Source organism: Bacillus sp. MBGLi79 (genome assembly GCF_002953915.1).
This window is the reverse complement of the sequence record NZ_CP026521.1, coordinates 3865271-3869252: the sequence shown is the minus strand read 5'-3', so window position 1 is coordinate 3869252 and position 3982 is coordinate 3865271. Positions and strand designations below refer to the sequence as shown.

Sequence of the window (3982 nt, the reverse complement as noted above, 5' to 3'; positions counted from 1 at the left end):
AATGCTCACCCTGAATTCGGAAGCACTGTTGCCGGAGAGATCAGCGCCTTGACCGGACAGACATTCAAAAGCTCGCCTAATAAGTTTCATGCGCTGACAAGCCATGATGAACTGACACACGTTCATGGCGCACTTAAAGCGCTTGCAGCAGATCTCATGAAAATCGCCAATGATGTCAGATGGCTTGCAAGCGGACCGCGCTGCGGAATCGGCGAATTGATTATTCCGGAAAATGAGCCGGGAAGCTCGATCATGCCTGGAAAAGTAAACCCTACGCAAAGCGAAGCGCTGACAATGGTCGCATCCCAAATCATGGGGAATGACGCAACGATCGGCTTTGCCGCGAGCCAGGGGAACTTTGAGCTGAACGTCTTTAAACCGGTGATTATATACAACTTCCTGCAATCCGTTCAGCTTCTTGCCGACGGCATGAATTCATTCCATGACAAGTGTGCCGTGGGAATTGAGCCTAATCGGGAAACAATTGAAAAGAACCTGACCAATTCTCTCATGCTGGTTACGGCTTTAAATCCGCATATCGGATACGAAAATGCGGCGAAAATCGCGAAGCTGGCCCATAAAGAAGGGCTGACGCTGAAAGAAGCGGCGCTCAAACTGAACCTTTTAACAGAGGAGCAGTTCGACGAAGTTGTTAAACCTGAAGAAATGGTGAAACCGAAAGCATAATCAACAAAACCGGCTGCATGTATTGCAGCCGGTTTTGTTTTGCGAATCATCCGTGCGGATGGTGCATGTCTTTTTTGATCAATTCAGCGAGTTTGTCCGTTTCTTTTCGAATCGCATCATATTCCTTCAAGTTGGATATCATGCCTTTGATGATGGCGTTTTTGCGCTTTTCTTTTCTAAGCTCTTTTTCCAGAATATCCAGGCTTTCGGCAAGATCGGCAGGAGGAGCGCCGTTGTACTGCTTGTTCGCTTTGACACGCATTTCATTGAGGAGGGCGTCCTTCAGCGGATCAAATGTGTAAAAGGGGCCGAACCACTCGTCTGCTTTTTCGAATGAAATCAGCGGCTGATCATTGCGCTTGATCATCCCCTTTGCCAAATCGTCGAGGCGGTTCAGCATGTGGTCGGCGAGAGACTGCAGGTCGAACGAATGGTGCAGCAAAATCATCAGCTCAAGATAGACATCGCTCATTCCGTTGATCATAAAGCACAGTTCGGCGCTGTACGGTTCAATGTCTTTGCCGTAAATGTTCTGGATGTTTTCGATGTGCAGCCTGAGCGTGGTTCTCCGCATTTTTTTCGCGAACGCTTCAATTTCGTCATTGATCGGCATTGACCGCTCATTAAACTGCATCGTGATAAACTCTTTGTGCTCCAAAATGTTTTCGAAAAAAACGACGAGCTGCATCCGGTACACATCGCGCGGATGGTCATGCTCCGTTTTGATTTTCTGAATTCGGGTAAAGATTCTTTCATAGTAGTAGTGAAGGACTGAAAGGAGGAGCGCTTCCTTTGATTTGAAATAAATGTAGAAAGCGCCTTTTGACATTTGGCACTCTTTTGCAATCTCCTGAACTGAAGTAGAGCTGTATCCTTTTTTTGCGAAAAGTTTGATGGCTGTTTCAATAATGACTTTCTCTTTTTGTTTCATTGCTTTCACCTTCCTGAAAGATCGAACCCGAAAGCGGCTTTCGGCGGACCGTGGTGACTGGCGGGTCACTTTTTCTGCTCCGTTATATTTTTAACTAGATTGTAACTTGTTTTTTTGTTTGATATTATTTATATTATAAAGTAAGGTGACCGAGTGGTCAAAATTTGTGGAGAAAGGGTGAAGGTTGATGAAAGAAATCGATGATATGATCAGGCGTCTGCGCAGCAGGGGAATTAAGGTGGACAAAGTCAAATATCCAAAGCATGTCCTGTGCGAAAAGAAATGGATGAAAAAGCCGAAAAACACGATGAAGCCCAGCTATCGGGATTTCAACGGCTATTCGTTTATATGAAACAAGACTGCAGCGTCTACAGTCTAATTTCGCGGAACGGATATTGAGTAGCACACACCGGTTTGATCATTCCGAATGGTCATGTCAGCATGGTGGAGCGTCAAGATTCGTTTAACGATGCTGAGTCCAATGCCGAATTCGCCTTTCTTCCCTTTATTAAAAGGCTCATACAGGCTGGAAAGCATCTCTTCTTCAATGTGTGGTCCGTCATTTTTAATGGTGATCAACGTATGTTTTTTCGTCGACCTGACGCTGATTTCAATGCATGTCTCCGCATAGCGGATCTGGTTTTCAAGAACGTTTTCCAACAGCTTGCTCCATTGTTCTTGATCGCCCGTCAACATTGTTTCCTCTTCAAGATCAATCTTCCAGTTCAATTCTTTTTTGGACCATTTCAAGCGTTCAACAACTTCTTTAATGACCTCTTGTATATCAAAAGTTCCGTACTGTCTTTCTTGTCTCAGCAAATAATCAAGCTTTGTCAGATAAAGAAGATCCTTGATTTTCTTTTCAAGTTTTTCAGCTTCGCCTTCAATGACTTCAATCGTGTTTTCCAAATCTCCTTTAGGGTAGATGCCGTCTTTGATCGACTGGGTATACCCGCGGATGACCATGACCGGCGTTTTCAGATCGTGGGAGATGTTTTGCAGGAGCGTGCGTTCTGTCTCATCTTTCTGGATGAGCTTTTGCCGCATGTCCTCAATGGTGTGCCCGAGCTTGCCGATTTCGTCTTCCCTGTCGACAATCACGGGATCATCCCAGTCCTGTTTAGAGATTTGTTTGACGTGTTTTTCAAGCGTGACGAGCGGTCTTGATAAATATTTCGCCAGCCAGATGGAAGGAATCCAGCTCAGCAAAATGACGACAATCAAAATAAACAGCAGCTGCTTAAACAGCGTATGGGACAAATCGTCCCTGTATGAATCAAGCGCATAGGACAATAGCAGAAACGTCTGGTCCTGGGTCTGGATTTTTTTGAGCACAAAGAAAATGTGCTCTCCGTTGACATTCTCCGAATACCTTTTTGAGGACTCGTCCTGTCTTTTGCCGAGCTTCTGAACCTTCTCGATAAATGAATCAGGGAGAATCTGCGGGCTTTGGTAGACGGTTCCTCTCTCAGGCAGTAGGACGTGCTGAACGTGGCGGTTTGTGCTTCGTGAGCCGCTGCTTCCGCCGAAGCCTCTTTCCGGTGAATCGGAAAATCCGTATTCTGTCAGAACATGCTGCTCATTTTCAATGTTCGTATAAATTTCGTCAGTAAAAAAGTTCTGCAGTGTTGTCGAGAATAAAAACGTCAGCAAAATCGAGACCGTTAACAGGATGCCGCAAATGACACTCCAAATTTGAAAGGCGAGCGACCTGTTCTTCATGATTTCAACATCCTGTAGCCGAACCCGTAGATGGTTTCCACTTTCAGTTCGGGCATTTTCTTGCGCAGCCTTCTGACAAGATCGTCAACGACGCGGTCGGTTCCGAAGTAATCGTCTCCCCAGACGCTGGTGAGGATATCCTCCCTTGAAAAGGCGCGGCCTTTGTTGTTTATAAATAGAAGCAGAAGATCAAATTCCTTTGACGTCAAATTGATCATGCTGCCATTTTCATAGACTTCTCTCAAGTCTTCATAGACTTCATAGCAGGAAACCGGCGTTCCTTTTTTCATTTCTCCCGGTTCTTCTTTATATATCAGCTTGAGCAGCTTTTGTACGCGGATGATCAGTTCCCTGGGGAGAAACGGCTTAGATATATAGTCACTGCTGCCCAGCTCAAGCCCCAGCACTCTGTCAATATCGGCATCGCGTGCAGAAATAAAAATGACGGGGACTTCCGGATCATGATTTTTTATTTCTTTTATTAGCGTATACCCGTCGATATCTGGTAACATGATATCGAGAATCCATAAATGAGGTGACTGGCCTATTTTTTGCCTGGCACTTTCACCGTTTAGAAAAGAAGTGACGTGCCAGCCTTCACTCTCTAAGTATTTTGTCAGCAATTCATTTAAATTCTCTTCA

5 protein-coding genes are annotated in these 3982 nt (G+C 45.1%); 2 read left to right on the top strand and 3 right to left on the bottom strand.

The genetic code is table 11. From position 1 onward, the window contains the following. Positions 1–687, top strand: a 687-nt coding sequence (locus C1T29_RS19770) for a lyase family protein (protein ID WP_269321160.1), incomplete at its 5' end; no start/stop codon positions are given. A gap of 46 nt (positions 688–733) precedes the next feature. Here C1T29_RS19770 and C1T29_RS19765 read toward each other — a convergent pair. Next, positions 734–1618 (bottom strand): TetR/AcrR family transcriptional regulator, encoded by an 885-nt coding sequence (locus C1T29_RS19765; protein WP_023856229.1) that lies wholly within the window; start codon positions 1616–1618, stop codon positions 734–736. A gap of 187 nt (positions 1619–1805) precedes the next feature. Between C1T29_RS19765 and spxO the strand changes: the two genes are divergently transcribed. Next, entirely contained in the window at positions 1806–1970 is a 165-nt protein-coding gene (spxO, locus tag C1T29_RS19760; protein ID WP_023856228.1) for an anti-adapter protein SpxO, read from the top strand. A gap of 23 nt (positions 1971–1993) precedes the next feature. Here the strand turns inward: spxO and C1T29_RS19755 are convergent, their stop codons facing one another. Then, positions 1994–3340, bottom strand: a complete 1347-nt coding sequence (locus C1T29_RS19755; protein ID WP_026580088.1) for a two-component system sensor histidine kinase CssS — start codon at positions 3338–3340, stop codon at positions 1994–1996. Continuing rightward, positions 3337–3982, bottom strand: a 646-nt coding sequence (locus C1T29_RS19750; protein WP_208945536.1) for a response regulator transcription factor, incomplete at its 5' end; no start/stop codon positions are given. The genes C1T29_RS19755 and C1T29_RS19750, both read right to left, overlap by 4 nt.